This is a genomic window from Acinetobacter lwoffii, assembly GCF_024129735.1.
Taxonomy (GTDB): Bacteria; Pseudomonadota; Gammaproteobacteria; order Pseudomonadales; family Moraxellaceae; genus Acinetobacter; species Acinetobacter lwoffii_H.
In genome coordinates, this window is record NZ_JAMXXK010000040.1 from 1 (window position 1) to 19,645 (window position 19,645).

Annotated in this window: 20 protein-coding genes, 1 tRNA gene and 1 pseudogene; 17 read left to right on the forward strand and 5 right to left on the reverse strand. The window is 43.3% G+C overall.

The window, feature by feature from the left end; genetic code table 11:
• Positions 1-88 precede the first annotated feature (88 nt).
• A pseudogene (locus tag NI469_RS11450) lies at positions 89-784 on the reverse strand (sulfate ABC transporter substrate-binding protein); the annotation flags it as partial.
• 159 nt (positions 785-943) lie between these two features.
• Between NI469_RS11450 and pabC the strand changes: the two are divergent.
• The 4 genes from pabC (at position 944) to NI469_RS11470 (ending at position 3,930) form a co-directional block, all read left to right on the forward strand.
• Positions 944-1,756, forward strand: a complete 813-nt coding sequence (gene pabC / locus NI469_RS11455; protein WP_004279072.1) for an aminodeoxychorismate lyase — start codon at positions 944-946, stop codon at positions 1,754-1,756.
• A 1-nt stretch (position 1,757) separates the two neighbouring features.
• Positions 1,758-2,816, forward strand: a complete 1,059-nt coding sequence (gene mltG, locus NI469_RS11460) for an endolytic transglycosylase MltG (protein ID WP_004279071.1) — start codon at positions 1,758-1,760, stop codon at positions 2,814-2,816.
• A 2-nt stretch (positions 2,817-2,818) separates the two neighbouring features.
• The gene (tmk, locus tag NI469_RS11465; RefSeq protein WP_004279070.1) at positions 2,819-3,418 is read left to right on the forward strand and encodes a dTMP kinase; all 600 of its coding nucleotides are present in this window, start codon (positions 2,819-2,821) and stop codon (positions 3,416-3,418) included.
• A 95-nt stretch (positions 3,419-3,513) separates the two neighbouring features.
• The gene (locus tag NI469_RS11470; RefSeq protein WP_004279069.1) at positions 3,514-3,930 is read left to right on the forward strand and encodes a PaaI family thioesterase; all 417 of its coding nucleotides are present in this window, start codon (positions 3,514-3,516) and stop codon (positions 3,928-3,930) included.
• Between the two features lie 109 nt (positions 3,931-4,039).
• On the opposite strand, the gene nadB is transcribed toward NI469_RS11470, so the two are convergent.
• Positions 4,040-5,674, reverse strand: a complete 1,635-nt coding sequence (gene nadB, locus NI469_RS11475) for an L-aspartate oxidase (protein WP_167513710.1) — start codon at positions 5,672-5,674, stop codon at positions 4,040-4,042.
• Between the two features lie 229 nt (positions 5,675-5,903).
• Here nadB and NI469_RS11480 point away from each other — a divergent pair, with 229 nt between their 5' ends.
• From NI469_RS11480 to NI469_RS11530, 11 genes are all read left to right on the forward strand, one after another.
• Positions 5,904-7,289: a Do family serine endopeptidase gene (locus NI469_RS11480; protein WP_004279067.1), complete on the forward strand. Its 1,386-nt coding sequence runs from the start codon at positions 5,904-5,906 to the stop codon at positions 7,287-7,289.
• A 120-nt stretch (positions 7,290-7,409) separates the two neighbouring features.
• Positions 7,410-7,862 carry an acyl-CoA thioesterase gene (locus tag NI469_RS11485; protein WP_004645622.1) on the forward strand — a complete coding sequence of 151 codons (453 nt, stop codon included), beginning with the start codon at positions 7,410-7,412 and terminating at the stop codon, positions 7,860-7,862.
• Between the two features lie 250 nt (positions 7,863-8,112).
• Positions 8,113-9,930 carry a translation elongation factor 4 gene (gene lepA, locus NI469_RS11490; RefSeq protein WP_004731667.1) on the forward strand — a complete coding sequence of 606 codons (1,818 nt, stop codon included), beginning with the start codon at positions 8,113-8,115 and terminating at the stop codon, positions 9,928-9,930.
• A gap of 20 nt (positions 9,931-9,950) precedes the next feature.
• Positions 9,951-10,778, forward strand: a complete 828-nt coding sequence (gene lepB / locus NI469_RS11495) for a signal peptidase I (protein ID WP_004731666.1) — start codon at positions 9,951-9,953, stop codon at positions 10,776-10,778.
• A gap of 23 nt (positions 10,779-10,801) precedes the next feature.
• The gene (locus NI469_RS11500) at positions 10,802-11,173 is read left to right on the forward strand and encodes a DUF4845 domain-containing protein (RefSeq protein WP_004731664.1); all 372 of its coding nucleotides are present in this window, start codon (positions 10,802-10,804) and stop codon (positions 11,171-11,173) included.
• On the forward strand, positions 11,145-11,843 hold the full coding sequence (gene rnc, locus NI469_RS11505; RefSeq protein ID WP_004279062.1) for a ribonuclease III: 699 nt from the start codon (positions 11,145-11,147) through the stop codon (positions 11,841-11,843). The genes NI469_RS11500 and rnc overlap by 29 nt, the downstream gene beginning before the upstream one ends.
• Positions 11,843-12,871 carry a GTPase Era gene (era, locus tag NI469_RS11510; RefSeq protein WP_004279061.1) on the forward strand — a complete coding sequence of 343 codons (1,029 nt, stop codon included), beginning with the start codon at positions 11,843-11,845 and terminating at the stop codon, positions 12,869-12,871. Before rnc ends, era begins: the two co-directional genes overlap by 1 nt.
• A gap of 36 nt (positions 12,872-12,907) precedes the next feature.
• On the forward strand, positions 12,908-13,105 hold the full coding sequence (locus tag NI469_RS11515) for an NF038104 family lipoprotein (protein ID WP_004645619.1): 198 nt from the start codon (positions 12,908-12,910) through the stop codon (positions 13,103-13,105).
• A gap of 11 nt (positions 13,106-13,116) precedes the next feature.
• Positions 13,117-13,827 (forward strand): DNA repair protein RecO, encoded by a 711-nt coding sequence (gene recO, locus NI469_RS11520; RefSeq protein ID WP_004731661.1) that lies wholly within the window; start codon positions 13,117-13,119, stop codon positions 13,825-13,827.
• A gap of 13 nt (positions 13,828-13,840) precedes the next feature.
• Positions 13,841-14,566, forward strand: a complete 726-nt coding sequence (pdxJ, locus tag NI469_RS11525; protein WP_253175217.1) for a pyridoxine 5'-phosphate synthase — start codon at positions 13,841-13,843, stop codon at positions 14,564-14,566.
• Between the two features lie 13 nt (positions 14,567-14,579).
• Positions 14,580-15,233, forward strand: coding sequence for a MiaE family protein (locus NI469_RS11530; protein ID WP_004279057.1), 654 nt, complete (start codon positions 14,580-14,582; stop codon positions 15,231-15,233).
• 195 nt (positions 15,234-15,428) lie between these two features.
• Here the strand turns inward: NI469_RS11530 and NI469_RS11535 are convergent.
• Positions 15,429-15,504 (reverse strand) — tRNA-Asn (locus NI469_RS11535).
• Positions 15,505-15,740: 236 nt separating this feature from the next.
• Here NI469_RS11535 and NI469_RS11540 point away from each other — a divergent pair.
• The gene (locus NI469_RS11540; RefSeq protein ID WP_004731657.1) at positions 15,741-16,196 is read left to right on the forward strand and encodes a hypothetical protein; all 456 of its coding nucleotides are present in this window, start codon (positions 15,741-15,743) and stop codon (positions 16,194-16,196) included.
• A gap of 35 nt (positions 16,197-16,231) precedes the next feature.
• Here NI469_RS11540 and NI469_RS11545 read toward each other — a convergent pair whose 3' ends face one another.
• A complete protein-coding gene (locus NI469_RS11545) occupies positions 16,232-16,669 on the reverse strand; it encodes a PaaI family thioesterase (protein ID WP_004279054.1) in 438 nt (145 codons plus the stop codon).
• 267 nt (positions 16,670-16,936) lie between these two features.
• Here NI469_RS11545 and NI469_RS11550 point away from each other — a divergent pair, with 267 nt between their 5' ends.
• Positions 16,937-18,283, forward strand: coding sequence for an MATE family efflux transporter (locus tag NI469_RS11550; protein ID WP_004279053.1), 1,347 nt, complete (start codon positions 16,937-16,939; stop codon positions 18,281-18,283).
• A 63-nt stretch (positions 18,284-18,346) separates the two neighbouring features.
• Here NI469_RS11550 and NI469_RS11555 read toward each other — a convergent pair whose 3' ends face one another.
• On the reverse strand, positions 18,347-19,582 hold the full coding sequence (locus NI469_RS11555) for a pyridoxal phosphate-dependent aminotransferase (protein WP_004279052.1): 1,236 nt from the start codon (positions 19,580-19,582) through the stop codon (positions 18,347-18,349).
• Positions 19,583-19,645 lie beyond the last annotated feature (63 nt).

Sequence of the window (19,645 nt, forward strand, 5' to 3'; positions counted from 1 at the left end):
TTGAAAACCATTTTAAAGCTTTCGACTTAACCTTTTTTTACATCAATAATGGCTTCATTTAATGTCAGCATACTTTTTGAAACACCACCATGATTTCAAATTTTCCCGGCTGTTCGCGGACGGCCAAATGTGCTTCATTTTCCCAAGCCAGTAATACATCCCCAATCCCGCGTTCAGCGAAAGTCGTGGTAGCACCACGTGCACCCGAATCCAGTACTTTGGTTTGTTTGTAGATTTGACGGACAAAGTCTTGTGCTTTGGCATCATTGCCACCTTTCTGGTGTTTGGCCCACGCCCAGGCAGCCAGATAATTCCAGCGTGCACCACCTGAAGTTTTTGGGTTCGGGGTAATAATGTCTACGCCTGGTTTAACCAGGTCTCCCCAGTCTTTGATTCCTTTTGGATTGCCTTTACGTACAAGAAAAACGATGGTTGAAGTATAGGGTGTCGAATTCTGCGGGAATTTCTTTTGCCAGTCTTTAGGCAGCAAACCACGTTCTGCAATTTCATCAATATCTGCTGCCAGTGCCAGTGTTACAACATCGGCACCCAGTCCGTCAATCACGGCACGTGCCTGTTTGCCTGAACCGCCATGTGACTGTTTATAGTTAATATCCTGACCGGTGGTTTTTTTCCAGTATGCGCTGAATTCCTTATTGAAATTGTCATATAATTCACGAGTCGGGTCATATGAAACGTTTAGGAAATCTTTTGCAGAGACACTAAAAGCGCTTGCTGATACCAGTGCTGCCAATACCCCAATTTTTAATTTACGAATGCTCATTTTTTCCTCAAGTTTTTTAGCTTTTGTTAGATGAGGCAAGAATAGCTTGAGTTTTTTTGCATAAAAAATAATTAAAAAAGAATTGGATGTGAGTAAAAAAGATATATAGGTGAAGCCTGAATCTGACTGCTCAATTTTTCATTTTAGAGGCTGCAAAATATGCTGTATTTAAAAAATGCCCAACAGGTCAGCCAGATAGATGTGCTGGATCGTGGCTTTCATTATGGTGATGGCTGTTTTACCACGGCCCGGATTCGGCATAACCGGATTGAATTATATGATCGTCATCTGGCACGTTTGCACATTAGCAATCAGAAATTAAGCCTGAATGCCAATCTTGATCTGATTGCAGAAAGCTTACAGATTTTACGTGCATCAGAACATGAACTGAATGGCACATTGAAAATCGTGCTGAGTCGTGGAATTGGTCAGCGCGGTTATAGCTTGCCGGATCATCCTGCAGATCTCTGGCTATTTTATTATCCTCAAACCGTACAGGATTTTAAGTTTGAACAGATTCAAAGTGGCGTATTGCAGCAGGCAGTGGGATTGACTATGCCCAGTCTGGTTGGACTGAAAACCCTGAACCGCCTGGAGCAGGTTTTACTGAAACAGGAAGCAGATCAACGCGGCTGGCCTGAGGCAATAGTGACAGATGTACAAGGTGGCATTGTCGAAGGGGTGAGCAGTAATTGTTTCATTCTTATAAAGAATACATGGATTACGCCAGAACTCCGTTATAATGGCGTCTTCGGTGTCATGCGTGCAGAAATTCTACAACGTATGCAAGATCAGGGTATTGTCTATGAGCAACGATATATCGGTATGGATGAAATTTCCCATATTCGGAGTCTGTTTTTCTGCAATGCACTCAGCCCGATGAAAATTGTCACACAATTTGAGCAGCGCGCCTTGGATGGCAATGCTTGTATTGAACTTTTTAACCGTCTTCGATTAAACCAGATGTCTTAATATGTCAGCTTCCAAACCTAAAGCCAAAAAGAAAAATAAAGCGAGATTCTCCTCATCTTTCAAAGGAATTGCCTTGGTCCTGATGGGGATTGTTTTGATCTTGGCGTTGATCCTGAAAAGCAGTTTGTGGAAGGATTATCCTGTAGAAGGAAAAAAACAGCTGCTCGCGATCGAATCTGGTCAAACCTATTCCGGTTTTATTGATCGTCTGGCCACAGAAGATCAGGTGAGTTTCCCGATCATTCTCAAGCTGTATCAGCGCATCATGATTCATGACACCATGAAAGCGGGCGTGTATGAAGTACGCCAAGGCATGAGCATCCGTCAGGTCTTGGAGATGATTTCCGATGCAGACAATGCCCAGATGAGCCGGATTCTGGTAATTGAAGGCACGACCTTTAAGCAACTGATTGATGCCCTGAAGAAAAATGATTTAGTCACCAAAGAAGTACTGCATCTGCCTACTGAGCAATTACTCAAAGAATTGAATATTCCGTTTTCACATCCTGAAGGGCTGTTTGCACCGGATACTTATTTCTTTGCCAAAGGTGAAACTGACCGTAAAATTCTGACCAATCTGTATCAGCGCCAGATGAAAGCACTGGATGAGGCGTGGGCGAAACGTGCAACTGATCTGCCGTATCAGAATAAATATGACGCGCTGATCATGGCCTCAATCATTGAAAAAGAGACCAGTGTGGATCGTGAATTGGAACAGGTTTCTGGGGTATTTGTACGCCGTTTAAAAATTGGCATGCGTTTACAGACCGATCCAACAGTGATTTATGGCATGGGTGACAGCTATAACGGCAATATTACTCGCAAGGATTTACGCACACCGACGCCGTATAACACCTATACCATTTCAGGTTTGCCGCCAACACCGATTGCCTTGCCAAGCAAGAAAGCCATTGAAGCAGCCATGCATCCGGATAATTCTGACAACCTGTATTTTGTCGCTACCGGTAATGGTGGGCATAAATTCACGAGCAATCTGAATGACCACAATAAAGCCGTACAGGAATATCTGACGATTTTACGCTCGAAAAATAAGGAATGAGTATGTTTATTAGCTTTGAAGGCACAGAAGGTGTAGGTAAAACCACGCTCATTCGTTCGATCTATGAAGATTTTATCGCACAGGGCAAAGATGTTATTTTGACTCGTGAACCCGGTGGAACCCCGATGGCTGAGCAGATTCGCTCGCTGTTGCTGGCTGTGAACCATGAAGAAGCCATGGCGCATGATACCGAGCTGTTATTGATGTATGCGGCGCGTGCCCAGCATCTGGCACAAGTGATTCTGCCCGCATTAGAAGCTGGGAAAATTGTCTTATGTGACCGTTTTAGCGATGCCAGCTTTGCCTATCAATGTGCAGGTCGGGGTCTGAGCGAAACCAAGTTGCAGTTACTGAATGACCACTTTGTCGCACGCATGCCGGACATCACGTTCTGGTTAGAAGCACCTATTGAACTGGGGATGAACCGAGCACGTGAACGTGGTGCGCTGGATCGCTTTGAACAGGAAAAAGTCACTTTCTTTGAGAAAGTGAGAGCGGGATATGAAACTTTATGGCAACGTCATCCTGAACGGATCAAACGTCTGGATGCAACTCAAACGCCTGAGCAGGTATTTGAGCAGGCCTTAAGTTATTTAAAATAAGCCGATTATTAAAATACTTTTTATTTAATTTTTCTCTAGGTTTATCTGTGAAGAATCTTCTATATTAAGGCTGATATAGAAGATTTTTTAATCATATGAAAACGACCAAAACTGAGATAGAACAATTTTTACAACAAGAATTTCCACAAAGCCTGGAGAAGTGCCGGATTGAAGCCGTTTCTCCGCGTGGAGCCACTTTGCTTTATCAGGTGAGATCAGAGGAATTGCGTCCAGGCGGCACGGTTTCTGGCCCAACCATGATGACCTTGGCGGATTTTGCTCTTTATGTTGCCATTCTGGGTGAAATTGGATTGGTCGGTTTGGCCGTGACCACTAACTTGAATATCAATTTTTTACGTAAACCTTCAGGTGGAACCGATATACGGGGAGAATGTAAGCTGATCAAGGTCGGCAAGGCACTGATCGTGGGAGAGGTCTGGATTTATTCGATAGATAATGAAGAACCTGTGGCGCATGTGACAGGAACATATTCAATTCCACCACAACGTTAATTACCTGAAAGATAGAAGACTGGCTGTAAATAGCCTAAGTTAAATTTAAGCAGATAAAAATCTAAAAAGAAAAGGAGATATCACCCAAAGATGTTATCTCCATCCACTTTTAACAATTCACCAAAGGTGTTTCCACTTCAAAATTTGGTGGGACGAGGACTGTTTTGCGTAGTTCTGGTAGCAGCTCGGGATAATCCAAGGTGAAATGCAGACCGCGAGATTCTTTGCGGTGCATGGCGCAGCGCACGATCATCTCGGACACCAACACCAGATTACGCAGCTCGATCAGATTTTTGCTGACCTGGTAATCCTGATAATACTCGGTAATTTCTTTTTTCAGCATTTCAATGCGATGTAGTGCACGTTCCAAGCGTTTGGTGGTGCGGACAATGCCCACATAGTTCCACATGGTCTGACGTAGCTCATCCCAGTTTTGCAGAATCACCACATCTTCATCCGGGTTGGTCACCTGAGAATCATCCCAAGATGGGACTGTAGGAGCTGGCTGATCGGTCTTGAAATTTTTCTGAATGTGCTTGGCCGCACTCATACCATAGACAAAACATTCTAAAAGTGAGTTACTTGCCATTCGGTTAGCACCATGCAGACCAGTATAAGAGGTTTCCCCAATCGCATAGAGTCCGGCAATATCCGTCTGACTGTTTTCATCGACCACGACGCCACCGCAGGTGTAATGGGCTGCCGGAACCACTGGAATCATGTCCTTGGTAATATCGATCCCTAGTTCAAGTAAACGGGCATACAGGGTAGGGAAATGCTCTTTGACAAAGCTTTCATCTTTATGGGTAATGTCCAGCCAGACATGACGTATACCGAGACGCTTGATTTCATAGTCGATGGCACGTGCCACGATATCACGCGGTGCGAGTTCGGCACGTTCATCAAAACGCAGCATAAAGCGTTCACCATCAGGCAGACGCAGATAAGCGCCTTCACCACGCATTGCTTCAGTAATCAGGAAAGAACGTGCTTGTGGATGATACAGGCAGGTCGGATGGAACTGGTTAAATTCCATATTTGCGACCCGGCAGCCGGCACGATAAGCCATGGCAATACCATCACCCGTAGCAATATCTGGATTTGAGGTGTAAAGATAGGCTTTCATGGCACCGCCACAGGCTAGCGCGGTAAATGGTGCCAAGAAGGTATGCACTTTTTCAGTTTTTTCATCCAGTACATATAAACCCAGCGCGCGATTATCGCCGTCTAACCCCAGCTTTTGTGAACAGATCAGGTCAATCGCAATATAATTTTCAAAAATTTTAATATTCTTTTTTTCTTGAGCGCGTTGTACCAGAGTAGTGGAAATGGCACGACCCGTGGCATCGGCCGCATGAATAATTCGGCGCTGTGAATGACCACCTTCACGGGTGAGATGTAATTGTTCCTGTTCATCGAGGGTAAATTGAACGCCATGTTTCAGCAGGAAATCAACCGAGGGTTTGCCACCTTCTACCGTCTGTTTAACCGCATCCATTTCACACAGTTGCGCACCTGCAATCATAGTGTCATCAATATGTTGTTCAATCGAATCCATTTCATCCAGTACTGCGGCCACGCCACCTTGAGCATAAAAAGTGCTGGCATCTGTCAGGGTAGATTTCGCCAACACTGCAATATTAAAATGATCTGGGAGCGATAAGGCTAAACTTAAACCGGCACCGCCACTGCCCACAATAATGACGTCAAATTGATGGGTAAGGGATAAATTAGACATGTCCATCAGCTAATTTTAAAAAAGTTTGGTAATAACAGCGCTTTTTTATACAAAAGGCAAGCGTTGAAGTGCTCATTTATTGATGAAAAAAATTAATCAAAGCCTTAACTTAATGCTTTAATAATGAGATATTGCCCAGAATAAAGTATTGAAACATATTATTACTTAAACTTTACAGTGTTTGTGATAAAACCTATTTACATAAATTTATCAATAATTTGAGTGAATAATTTATATGAAAATTCTAGACTTAAAAAAAGGATTATTTGCAGCCACTCTCACCATGAGTGCTGCACAGTTGCAGGCTGTAACGCCGGTTGATTTTTCAAATCTGGTCGAGCAGGTCAGTCCTGCAGTGGTCAGTGTCAATGTCGTTAAAAAAATGAGCGAAGAAGAGCTCTTACAACAACAAGTGCCGGAAATTCTGCGCCGCTTTTTTGGTAATCAGGTGATTATTCCGCAACAGCGTATGCCACAGGAAAAGACGGGCTATGGCAGTGCATTCTTTATCAGCAAGGATGGTTATCTGCTGACCAATCATCATGTGGTTGAGGATGCTTCCAAAGTCACCATTACCCTGAATGACCGTCGTGAAATTGATGCCACTGTTGTAGGGAGTGATGCACGAACTGACGTAGCTTTGCTTAAAGTTAATGGCTCGAATTTCCCAGAATTACGGACGGGTGATGTAGGACGCTTACGTGTTGGTGAGCCTGTACTCGCAATTGGTTCGCCATTTGGTTTTGATTATTCCGCTTCTGCCGGAATCGTTAGTGCCAAAATGCGTAATATGATGGGTGAAACTGCAGTACCTTTCATCCAGACAGATGTAGCATTGAACCCGGGTAATTCAGGGGGTCCTCTATTTAACCAGCGTGGTGAAGTGGTCGGTGTCAACTCACGGATCTTTAGTGGAACCGGTGGGTATATGGGCTTGTCCTTTTCGATTCCGATTGATGTGGCAATGGAAGTTGCAGATCAGCTGAAAAAGAATGGTAAAGTGACCCGCTCTTATCTGGGCGTGAGTTTGCAGGATATCGACCGTAATCTTGCTGAATCCTATAACCTGCCTAAGCCTGAAGGTTCCTTGGTGACTCAGGTTGCGCCAAATTCACCGGCTGCACGTGCGGGTCTGCGTGCCAGTGATGTGATCTTAAAATACAATGGTACCCCAATCTCACGTACCAGCGAGTTGTTGAACTATTTGAACCGTACTGCACCTCAGCAGCAGGTACAACTTGAAATCTTGCGTGATGATAAACGTCGTAGTATTGCAGCGACTTTAAGTGCGGCACCAGATGATACCCCAGCAAAAGCAAGCACACAGGCTCAACCCAGCAAAGGGCCAGTGATCGGGGTTTCAATTCGTGACCTCAGTCCAGCAGAGTTAGCGAGTCTGGAAATCAAAGGTGGTGTGGTGATTCAGGATGTACGTCCGGGTGGTATTGCAGCACAGGCACGAATCATGCCGAATGATGTGATCACGCAAATTAATAACCAGACAGTACTGAATTCAAATCAGTTTGTGCAAGAGGTGTCTGAACTGAAAAAGGGTAGCATCGCGCGTGTCACCTTGATTCGTCAGGGGCAGCTTGCTGTGGTCGGAATGCGTATCTCATAAGATTGCTAGATTTTCTTGAAAAACCGCTTGTAGAAGCGGTTTTTTATTTTTTGCAATTTATCCGGGCGATAAATTCGGTAGACTCTATAGCCTTAAAATCATGGAAAGGATAACAGCAAAGTGAGTGGTATTTTTGATCTTTCTTTAAAGGTACAAGCCAAACATATTGATGGTTTGGGTCATGTGAACAATGTGGTCTATGTGCAATGGATGCAGGATGTCGCATCAGCTCATATTGAAAAACTGGGCTTGGGACTCAAGCAATATGTAGAGCTGAAACATGCCATGGTCGCAGTTGAACATCAGGTGCAATATCGCAAGGCAGCTTTTGAAGGAGACGAGATTATTCTGCGCACTTGGCTGAATGATATCAATGCCCTGTATTCCTTTAGACAATACGCATTTTATCGACCACAGGATCAGACCCTGTTGTTTAACGGCAGTACGCAATGGGCTTGTATCGAAATGGCCACGGGGCGTCCAAAACGTATGTCACCAACTTTTACTCAGGCTTATCAGCCACTTTCAGAGCATGTAAATCCTTTTGACTTTTCAACTTTACATCTGGATTAATGAGGCAACATTTTCCAGTTTGATCAGTACACTTTGATAATATTGAGGAAGAAGTGGAGCTGGGGAGCTATTTTCTAATCATGGTGATCCAGATTTCATCTGACTGAGGTGTACGCGACCTAGGGAATAAAGGAAAAAATATAATTCTTTTTCTAGATCACCATTCTGCTATAATCCTTCGCAATTTCTATTCGGCTTTTGTTATGTAATATTTTTAAATTACATAGCGTGTTTTTTCTCAAGGTAACCCATGGCGCAAGCTAAAAAATCTGTTGATATTAAAAACATTCGTAACTTCTCGATTATTGCGCACATTGACCACGGTAAATCGACCCTAGCGGATCGCTTTATTCAAACTTGTGGCGGCTTGCAAGATCGTGAAATGCAGGCTCAAGTCCTTGACTCAATGGAGCTTGAGCGCGAACGTGGGATTACCATTAAAGCCACTTCGGTAACCTTGTACTATACGCATCCCAACGGTCAAGAGTATCAGTTGAACTTTATTGATACACCGGGACACGTCGACTTCTCGTATGAAGTCTCACGCTCCCTTGCTGCCTGTGAAGGTGCCTTGCTGGTTGTAGATGCTGCGCAGGGCGTAGAAGCACAGTCTGTTGCTAACTGCTATACCGCAATTGAACAAGGTCTGGAAGTACTTCCGGTACTGAACAAGATCGACTTGCCGCAAGCTGAACCTGAACGTGTCATTCAGGAAATTGAAGACATTATCGGGATTGAAGCCACAGAAGCGCCGACCTGTTCTGCAAAAACAGGTTTGGGTATTGAAGGTGTGCTTGAAACACTGGTCAATGTAATTCCTGCACCTGAGGGTGATCGCGAAGCGCCGTTACAAGCGCTGATTGTGGATTCATGGTTTGATAACTACCTTGGTGTAGTTTCTTTGGTTCGGGTCAAGCAGGGGCGTGTGCGTAAAGGCGACAAAATGTTGATTAAATCAACCGGTCAAACGCATATCATTACTTCCGTGGGGATCTTTAACCCGAAACATACTGAAACCGGTATGCTGGAAGCGGGTGAAGTTGGCTTTGTGATTGCTGGTATTAAAGATATTTTCGGCGCACCGGTTGGTGATACGATTACTCTGGCAGCGACACCTGAAGTGGCAACATTACCGGGCTTTAAAAAGGTGAAACCGCAGGTTTATGCCGGTCTATTCCCGATTGATGCCAGCGATTTTGAACCTTTCCGTGAAGCATTGCATAAACTGCAAATCAATGACTCGGCCTTGTTCTTTGAACCTGAAAGTTCAGATGCGCTCGGTTTTGGTTTCCGCTGTGGTTTCTTGGGCATGCTGCACATGGAAATCGTACAGGAGCGTCTGGAACGCGAGTATGATCTTGACCTGATTTCTTCTGCGCCAACCGTAATTTATGAAGCGGTGATGAAGAATGGTCAGACGATTTATATCGACAGTCCATCCAAAATGCCGGATGGTTCAACGGTTGAAGATTTACGTGAACCGATTGCTGAGTGTCATATTCTGGTACCGCAAGAATACTTGGGTAACGTCATGACGTTATGTGTTGAGCGCCGTGGTGTGCAAAAAGACATGAAGTTTATGGCGAATCAGGTTTCCATTACTTTCGAAATTCCAATGGCCGAAGTGGTCATGGACTTCTTTGATAAATTGAAGTCTTGTTCACGTGGTTTTGCATCACTGGACTATAACTTTGTCCGTTTTGAAAGCTCATCTTTAGTCAAAGTAGATGTCTTGATCAATGGGGAAAAAGTCGATGCCTTGGCGATGATCTGTCACCGTAATGATGCACGTCATCGTGGTATTGCGCTGGTTGAAAAAATGAAAGACCTGATTCCACGTCAAATGTTTGATGTGGCGATTCAGGCTGCAATTGGTGCACAAATCATTGCCCGTTCGACTGTAAAAGCGATGCGTAAAAACGTATTGGCGAAGTGTTATGGTGGTGACGTGTCACGTAAGAAAAAACTTCTGTCTAAACAGAAAGAAGGTAAGAAACGCATGAAACAGGTGGGTAGTGTAGAAATCCCGCAAGAAGCGTTCTTAGCCGTATTAAAAGTCGAACGCTAAAATAATAAGGATATAAGCCCATGGATTTTGATTTTAATTTGATTCTTGTGCCTGCGACCCTGTTTTTTGTTGCAGTGTGGTTGCTAGACAAGTTTGTTTTGAAACAAAGACAAACCCGAGGCAAAGGCCATGAGAATTTCATTATCACCTGGGCTTATGACTTTTGGCCGGTACTGACGATTGTGCTGGTACTGCGTTCGTTTTTATATGAACCTTTTAATATTCCATCCGATTCGATGGTGCCGACGCTGGAAACCGGTGATTTTATTCTGGTGAATAAATTTGACTATGGCATCAAACTGCCTATGGTCAATACCAAAATTATTGATACCGGCAGTCCAGAACGTGGTGATGTAGCGGTATTTCGTTATCCACCGCAACCGACTATCAGTTATATCAAGCGTATTGTCGGCTTGCCAGGCGATCATATTGTTTATGATCATGGCCAGTTGAGCATTAATGGTGAAAAAGTAGCGAAAGTTCCAGTAGAATTTAGCCGCGAAAAAGACCGTTTAGATACACCGACAGCTATTTATCATAAAGAAACCCTGGGCGAGCATACTTTTACCATGCGTGAGCTGGAAGGGGTGAATGTTGCTCGTCAGGCACCTTATATTAACTATCTGGAAAATGGTAAATATTCAGGTGAAAATGGTTTATATTGGGAAGTAACAGTGCCAGAAGGTCACTACTTTGCGATGGGGGATAATCGCGATCAGAGTGCTGACAGTCGTTTCTGGGGGCTTGTTCCGGAAGAAAACTTAACAGGTCGTGCCTTCTATATCTGGATGCATAAAGAACCTGGCTTTAAATTGCCATCGTTTGGTCGAAACGGAACAATCGATTAATTGTTTCAATCAGGAAAATAAAAATGAGACATCAACAAGGTGCTTCTTATATTGGGGTTTTATTTGCAATCGTGGGCTTTGCATTTCTTGCAAAAGTGGCGATTGCGGTGTGGGGACCATACTTCGATGATCGTATGGTAGATGGTGAGATTGAGGCGCTGTTAAAAAGTGCTCCAGCCAATATAACGCCAGAAAAATTCCGTCAACAGATGAGTCAGCGTTTAGAAATGAATAATATTCGTGATCTAAAGTTTGACGAAATTGCCAAAGTCACCAATACCGATGGTTTACAGGTGCACAAGAGTTATGAAATTCGTAAAAATTTCATAATGAATATCGATTTAGTGATGAAGTTTGAGAAAGAGTTTGATCAAAGCACAGTCAAAGCTAAATGATGAACGTCTTGCCAAACGGATCGGCTATCAGTTCAAACAGGCTGATTTGCTGAAACTGGCATTGACTCATCGTTCAGTCAGTCATAAACACAACTACGAGCGCCTGGAATTTCTGGGCGATTCTCTTTTAGGGATGATCATTGCGAATTATCTTTTTAATGCCTATCCAAGCGAAAATGAAGGCCGGTTAACGCGTATGCGTGCGACCCTGGTTCGTCAGGAAGCATTAGGAAAAATCGCCAATGATTTAAAACTGAGTCAGAATTTAATTCTCAGTACCGGTGAATTGAAATCTGGTGGTCATCATCGTGAGTCTATACTGGCAGATACGGTAGAAGCGATTATTGGCGCAATCTATGTCGACTGCGGTGATCTCACCGTGCTAGAACCGATTGTGTTAAAATGGTACGAACCATATTTAGATCATATTGAGCCGACAGATCAGCTTAAAGATCCTAAATCTCGCTTACAAGAGTATTTACAAGCACGTAAGAAACCTCTCCCAGTTTACGAGGTTGTAGATATTCAAGGTGATGCACCCAATCAGCATTTTAAAGTGGAATGCCAGATTGCGGGATTGCCGACCATGCAAGGCGAAGGCGCGAGCCGGCGTTTTGCTGAACAAGCCGTTGCGGCGGATATTTTGAAACTTTTGGAGCATAAGTCTTAATGACTACTCATTCCGATCACATTGATGCTGATCACGAGTCGCAAAGCGACAGTCACGACCTTATTAGTCAATTTTTTAGTGCACAAGGCACCGAGATCCCATCGGATTATCGTAGTGGTTTTGTTGCCATTGTAGGTCGCCCGAATGTGGGTAAATCTACCTTAATGAACCATATTCTGGGTCAAAAACTTTCGATTACCTCACGTAAACCACAAACTACACGTCATAAAATCGTGGGGATTGATTCACGTGAAAAATCTCAGGCGGTATTTGTCGATACACCGGGGATGCATAAAAAAGAAGTCCGTGCCATCAATAAAATGATGAACCGTGCGGCACATTCGGCTTTACGCGATGTGAACCTGGTTTTATTCGTAGTGGATGCACAAAAGTGGACGCCAAATGATGACCTGGTTCTGGAAAAGCTGAAAAATGCTGAAATGCCAGTGATTCTGGTGATCAACAAGCTCGATACTTTTGAAAACAAGAACGAAGCTTTGCCGCTGATTCGTGAACGCGAAAAGCTGATGAACTTTGCGGAAATCGTACCGGTATCTGCGCTTCGTGGTGCCAATCTTGAACATTTACGTGACACGATTGCCAAGTATCTTCCGTTCCAGCCACCACTATACTCACTGGATCAACTGACCGATCGTTCAGAGCGTTTCCTGGCGTCTGAAATTATCCGTGAAAAGATCATGCGTCAGCTGGGTGAAGAGCTTCCATACGATTTGACCGTTCAGATCGAATCATTCAAAACTGAAGAGCCGGTCTTGAATGAAAAAACGGGTCGTATGAAAGCTGCCTGTACCTATATTGATGCCACGATTTTTGTCGATCGTCCGAGCCAAAAAGCCATTGTGATTGGCGAGAAAGGTGTCAAACTGAAGAAAATCGGTATGGATGCGCGTCTCGACATGGAAAAAATGTTCGAACAGAAAATCATGTTAACCCTTTGGGTGAAAGTCAAAGGTGGCTGGTCTGATGATGAACGTGCATTAAAAAGCTTAGGTTATAGTGATATCTAAGCGATAAGCTTGATAAGACCCTTCGAGGAATCTGTGATGATGAAAGTGTTGGCAGTGGTTGCATGTGTTTTATTTCTGCAAGGCTGTATTCATAAAGTGGTCACGGTTCCTGTCAAGGTGGCTTATAAAACCACAAAAGTCGCAGTGAAAGGTACAGCGGCTGTTGTGGGCGCAGTGATCCCGGATGGGGATGACGAAGAAGATGATAAAAAATCAAAAAAAGATAAGGATTAAAGTACCCGCTTATGCGTAACGAAGTACTGCATGGCTATCTGATTCATCATCGTAAGTACCGTGAACGCAGTCATATTGTGCATTTATTTACCCAAGAATATGGCAGGGTAGACGGCATTCTCAGGCAAATGCCACCACCGCAATATCAGCCCATTCGTTTGCAAGCTTCAGGTAAATCCGAACTCAAAAATTTTACTAAACTGGAAATTGTCAATCAGCCGATTTTCTTTTTTGGCGATGCCTTTTTTTCGGGTTTTTATCTGAATGAAATCCTGTTGCGGTTATGTCCTTTAGAAGTCGAAATGCCGCAAACTTTTGCCAAATATGCTGAGACCTTAACTGCATTACAGCAATTATCCGTACAATCTAATCCAAATTTATATTTAAAACAGATCTTGCGCCAGTTTGAGCATGTTTTGCTGGAAGAACTCGGTTATGGTCTGGATTTTTCGGTAGATGCCAATCAGGCGCAGATTGATCCACAACAGCACTATTATTTTCAGCTCAATGCTGGCTTTATGCCATCGGCCAAAGCCTTACGCTCCACCCTATCCGGTCAACAGATTTTAAGCATGTTGACGCATGAAAATGGTGGGGATTTTAATCCGGAACAGTTACAATTACTGACGAAACTGTATCGACAGGTGATCACGGCCTTGCTTGGTGATCGACCATTAAAAAGTCGACAACTCTGGATTCAAAACTCTCAATCTCAATCGTAGTTAGGAAAAGATTATGGCTGCATTACTTGGTGTCAATATTGACCATGTCGCAACATTAAGACAAGCACGTGGTACGACGTACCCAGACCCAGTCAATGCTGCATTGATCTGCGAACAGGCAGGGGCAGAAGGCATTACCTTGCACTTGCGTGAAGACCGTCGTCACATTCAGGATGACGATGTGCGTCGTATGCGTCCTGCGTTAAAAACCCGTATGAACCTTGAGTTGGCGGCAACAGATGAAATGATCGCCTTTGCCAAGGAAATCAAGCCACAGCATGTTTGTTTTGTTCCTGAAAAACGTCAGGAAGTGACCACTGAAGGTGGTCTGGATGTCGTGGGTAATTTTGATGCTGTAAAAGCCGCGACTCAAGAGCTGGCAGCCATTGGTTGTGATGTATCTTTATTTATTGATGCTGATTTTGCACAAATTGATGCAGCAGTTGCTTGTGGTGCACCGACGATTGAGATTCACACAGGCGCCTATGCCGATGCAGAAACTCCAGAAGCGCAACAGGCGGAACTTGAACGTATTATCAAAGGTGCTGAATATGCTGTATCTAAAGGTCTGGTGGTGAATGCAGGTCATGGTTTAAATCTGGATAATGTAACGCCAATCGCCGCGATTCCGCAGATTCATGAGCTCAATATTGGTCATTCTTTAATTGCGGATGCGGTATTTGTCGGTCTGGCACAAGCGGTTCAGCAAATGAAAGCCGTGATTAAGTCAGCGCGTTAAGATTAGAGTAATTATGTCGAATATTAATTATGATGAACTGATGCAGCCAGTGATTGCTTTCCTCGGTTGTGAAACACCGCAAGCATGGCTAGATATGGCGGTCGAAAATCTTGAAATCTTAATGCAAGATCATGCCAACTGTGAAAAAAAAGCAGCTAGCACTGCCATGAACCTGATGTTCCGCTATAGTTATTTTGTTGATCTACAGGTGAAGCTTGCGCAGCTGGTACGTGAAGAAATGCTGCATTATGAGCAAGTACTTGAATTGATGAACAAGCGCGGTCAGGCTTGGCAGAACTTGAGTGCAGGGCGTTATGCTGGTGGTTTACGCAAAGAAATCCGGACTTTTGAACCTGAAGCCTTGATTGATGTCTTGGTGATTGGTGCCTTTGTGGAAGCACGTTCCTGTGAGCGTTTCTACGCACTTGCTTCGCGTGTTGATGATGAGTTAGCACGTTACTACCGTTATCTGCTCAAGTCCGAATCTCGCCATTTTGAAGACTATCTGGCTTTGGCGATGGATGTGGCAACCACGGCGAAACTGAAAAATCCGAAAGAGGATATTCAGGAGCGAATCTTGCATATTCGTGAAGTTGAAAAACAGCTAATTCTCGCGCCTGATGAAACTTTCCGTTTTCATAGCGGTGTGCCGGCTCAAGCGGCTTAATCTCGGTGACAGCTTAAAAATCCTCCATCTATGGGGGATTTTTTATATCTCGAAATTTTAAAAGAGGGGTATTTATATATCGAGTTTTATGAGGGATTGAAAATAATTATTTATTTTAAATATTTGAAAATAACAAGCCGTCAAATTTTAAGTAATAAAAAAGCCCACTTCATTATGAGTGGGCTTTCTTGAATTTGGCTCTCCAACCTGGGCTCGAACCAGGGACCTGCGGATTAACAGTCCGTCGCTCTACCGACTGAGCTATTGGAGAATCTGAAAGCGATTATAGAGAGATTTTGACAGGGGTCAAGTAAAAATTATCATATTTATTATAAATACAGCCTGTCTGTTTTTAATTTAGGCAATTGCATAAATTTCACGAAAAATACTTGTCAGAATAAATTTCACTTGCTAGATTAAAACCATAAAGTCGTTTGACCAAATGGTCAAACAGTGTGGATTTAAACCTACTTGCCAGCACAAAAATGGCTAAACCGGAGACAGCGAATGAATACGCTCAGCATCCCTCAAATTTTCTCTCAACTGGCTTATTATCAAGAAAACTATCTGCAAATTATTGCTGATCCTGCACAGTATTATATCCCGGTTAAAGACGCTCATATCACGCTATGGCCCTTGGCGCAAAAATCACTTTATTTAGGTGATTTGCTGCAATTATGGTTTGCAGAAAAATGGTTGGTAGAAACTGAACGTCAATTTAACTTTGAAGTTTTCCTGAATGCAGACTATCTGAAAGAGCGAGACAAAGATCTTTATATCTATGCCATTTCTGGGAATCTTTTGACGGGAACCAATCAGTCTAAAGCGTGGCAAGCCTCAATAACACAAACACAAGATGTGGAATTAGCCAATGTTTCCAAGCATTATTTTGAGTTTCAAGGCTTAACTCGACCACGCTTGTCATTTGTTGAAGCGGGGCAGGCGAAAAGCAGTATTATTTAAATGAATTACCTGATGAGTTGTGCAGGCTAGCAATTTCATTCAGTCCGAATAATCATACAGGTCGCAGTGGCATGAGCATACAGGCGACCTTCTTCATCCAGAATCTGACCTTCAGAAATACCTAAATTTTTACTGAGATTAATTGATTTTCCTACGGCTTTCAGTGGCTGATTCTGAGGTATAGGGCGGCACATCTTTACATTCAGATCAATGGTGCCATAACCGACACCTGCTTCAAGTAAAGTATGAATCGCGCAGCCTGTCACGGTATCCAAAACGGTTGCAGCAAAACCACCATGGACGCCGCCAAGCGGATTTAAATGTCGATGATCAGCTTTGACCTTAAATTCTACATGTCCGCTTTCAATCACTGCTGGTTGCATCGACATGGTTTCGCTAATACTTGGGGCCGGGATTTTTTCATCACGCATCGCTTCCAGTAATGCTAAACCGCTCATTTCTTTTGGGTTCATTGTACTTTTCCTTTCATTATTCTTGAGTTATTGAGGTTTAATTCAAAATTGTGACATCGATAATAGCAATCTGGTATAGGAATGGCGGATTATTTTGTAAGAAGTGCATTGCCTGCACCTGAGTAAAATCATTTTTATAAAAAATAAGAAATAGAATAATTTATGGCACGATACTGGTATACATTTCTAATGAAATATCTCAGATCTAAATAATCTGCCAAAAAAAACGAATCTTATAAAAGAATTAAAAAATCGAGTGATAGGGTGATGAAACAGTTTCTGCATCTTTGGGTGCCTATTTTTCTCAGTAATGCCATTATTATGCTCAGTAGTTTGTTCGACGTGATTTTTCTATCACATTTTTCACCTCAGCATGTGGCTGCATTGGCAGTCTGTTTGTCTGTTTATTCTTTGTGCTTTGTGACGGGTATTGGGGTGTTACAGGGCATGATGCAAGAGCTGGCAGAAGCCAATGGACGTCAGGATTATGCGGATATACAACGTATCGTGAAGCAAAGTATTTTGATTGTACTGGTGATTTCTGCTGTTGCGATGTACTTGTTTAATCATGCGACTCCTTTACTTTATTTTTTAAAGGCAGATGCGGCCTTACAGGCATTGATTGTGCCATGTCTGTGGCTGTTGGCTTGGACGATTCCAGCGCATTTATTGTTGCGTATTTTATATATTTTCACCCAAGCCTGTGGGCAGGCTAAGCGTGTGTTTTACGCCAATATGATCTATTTACTGCTCAAAGTGGCTTTGGCTTATGTCTTGATTTATGGCATTGAGGGTTATGTTACAAGCTATGGGGTTGAAGGTGCATTCATGGCACATTTAATTGTGCAGTGGGTACTGTTGTTTGTTTACTATTTTTTCTTCCTTGAGCAGAAGTTAAAGATCCAGTGGTCTGGTGTTTTCTTTCACTGGCAGACTTTGTTGAAAATTTTAAAAATTGGATTGCCCAATGCGGTGGTGACTTTTGTGGATGTATTTGCCATCAGCGCGATTGCTTTGCTGATCTTGCCTTTGGGTGACATTGTAGTGAATGCACATCAGGTGATGCTTGGTTTATTGGGCCTGATGTTTATGTTGCCGATGTCGATGGCATCCGCCTTCGGTATTTTGGTGTCGACTCAAATTGGTGCGGAGCAGATTGATGCTGCATGGCAACTCAGTAAGCGGGCACTGATGGCTGTGATGCTAATAGCTATCGTTGTCGTGTTGACTATTTGGGGCTTAGATAGTTGGATTGTGGGGTTATTTAGCAATGATGCGCAGGTGATTGCATTAGCCTTGGCATTGATCCTGTTAATGTGTTGGATGCATATCTTTGATGCGCTACTGGTGATTAGTTTGGCAATGCTACGTTGCTGGCGAGAAATTGTCAGACCGATGTTTATTTTTATCAGTACCGTGCTGGTCGTGGGCTTAGGTGGTGGTTGGTATGTGACGTATCATCCAATGACACTGTTCAATTGGCAAAGCAATGCATTGGGGATTCATGGTTTTTGGTGGATGTTGAGTATTGCGTACACGATTGCAGCAAGTCTATGTTTTGTTTGTTTGCTCATTAAATACTTGAGCTATAAGCGAATACGACTCACTGTTTAATACATGTTGAAGAACATAAAAAAACCCGCGAAATTCGCGGGTTTTTTTATCTAGGAAGCTAGATTATTTTGCAGCTTTTTCAGCTTCGATTGAAGCAATCGCAGCATCAACGCCTTCGATAGAATCAGCAGCTTTCTTGATACGAGCAAGGGCATCTACCAGTACTTCGTCAGCAGTAGCGTAAGAGATACGCATAAAACCGCCAAGACCGAATGCATCGCCAGGAACCACTGCAACGCCAGTCTCTTCCAGTAACCATGCAGAGAATTCTGTGCAAGATTTAAGACCTTTGGCACGAATCAACGGTTTGATGTTGGCATATGCATAGAATGCGCCATCAGCAGGCAAGCAAGAAATACCGTGAATATCATTCAAGCCTTTCACAACTAGGTCATGACGACGTTTGAATGCTTCAATCATTGGTTCAAGAACGTCTTGAGGACCATTCAATGCAGCTTCAGCAGCAACTTGCGAAATAGAAGTTGGGTTAGAAGTTGATTGAGACTGGATCTTTTTCATTGCACCAATCAGTTTAGCAGGGCCCGCTGCGTAGCCGATACGCCAGCCAGTCATTGCATAAGCTTTAGACACACCGTTTAACACAATCGTGCGGTCATAAAGGTCTGGAGCAACAGTTGCGATGTTGTAGAACTCGTCATCCCAACGGATTGGTTCATACATGTCGTCAGATGCGATAAATACTTCTGGGTATTTACGAAGTACGCCAGCCAGCGCTTCAAGCTCAGCTTTAGTGTAGATCATACCTGTAGGGTTAGATGGGCTGTTCAATACCACTAGACGTGTTTTGTCCGTGATTGCAGCTTCTAATTGTTCAGGGGTGATTTTGAAACGTTGTTCTTCACCACATTTCACAATAACTGGTACGCCTTCAGCGATGATCACCATGTCCGGGTAGCTTACCCAGAAAGGTGCAGGAATAATCACTTCATCACCTTTGTTTAACAAAGCAAGTGCCAAGTTAAAGAATGATTGCTTACCACCACAAGAAACCAGAATCTGGTTTGCTGCATAGTCTAGGTTATTGTCGCGTTTGAATTTAGCAATAATGGCTTTTTTAAGACCTGGCGTACCGTCAACAGCGGTGTATTTGGTGAAACCGTTGTTAATCGCTGCAATTGCTGCATCTTTGATGTGTTGAGGGGTATCAAAATCTGGTTCACCTGCGCCCAAACCAATCACGTTGTGACCTGCAGCTTTTAATTCAGCAGCTTTGTTGGTCACAGCAAGCGTAGGGGACGGTTTGATGGCATTCACACGATCAGAGAGACGTACGTCCACGGCAGTATTCCTTCTTATAGGGATTAAAAAATAAAAAGCACATTATCTTAGCCTAAAATGGTG